The organism is Bartonella sp. AA2SXKL (genome assembly GCF_042197205.1).
Lineage (GTDB): Bacteria > Pseudomonadota > Alphaproteobacteria > Rhizobiales > Rhizobiaceae > Bartonella.
Genome location: NZ_JBHIRN010000231.1, coordinates 1 through 273, shown reverse-complemented (window position 1 = coordinate 273; position 273 = coordinate 1). Strand labels below are relative to the sequence as shown.

The window sequence follows — 273 nt, the reverse complement described above, 5'->3', positions numbered from 1 at the left end:
TTGTAGAGTTAGCGCGTCTCGTTAAAATCTTAAAGGCAGCTGAGGTTTGTAATATTGTTTTGGCCGGTGGTGTGAAAAGGCGGCCACTTCTTAAGCAATTACAATTCGATTGGACAACATTTTTAGCTCTTCCTAAGTTAATTGGAGCTTTGAAGGGAGGGGATGATGTATTATTAAAAGCCTTTGTACGGATTATTGAAGCGCATGGTTTTTGTATTATTGGTGCTCATGAGATAGTCCCAAATCTTTTAGCTCCAAGAGAATTTGATTTAA

General features: G+C 38.1%; 1 pseudogene. It reads left to right on the top strand.

Going from position 1 to position 273, the window contains the following annotated elements:
• Nucleotides 1-273 (top strand): annotated as a pseudogene (locus ACFINS_RS10895) (DUF1009 domain-containing protein); the annotation flags it as partial.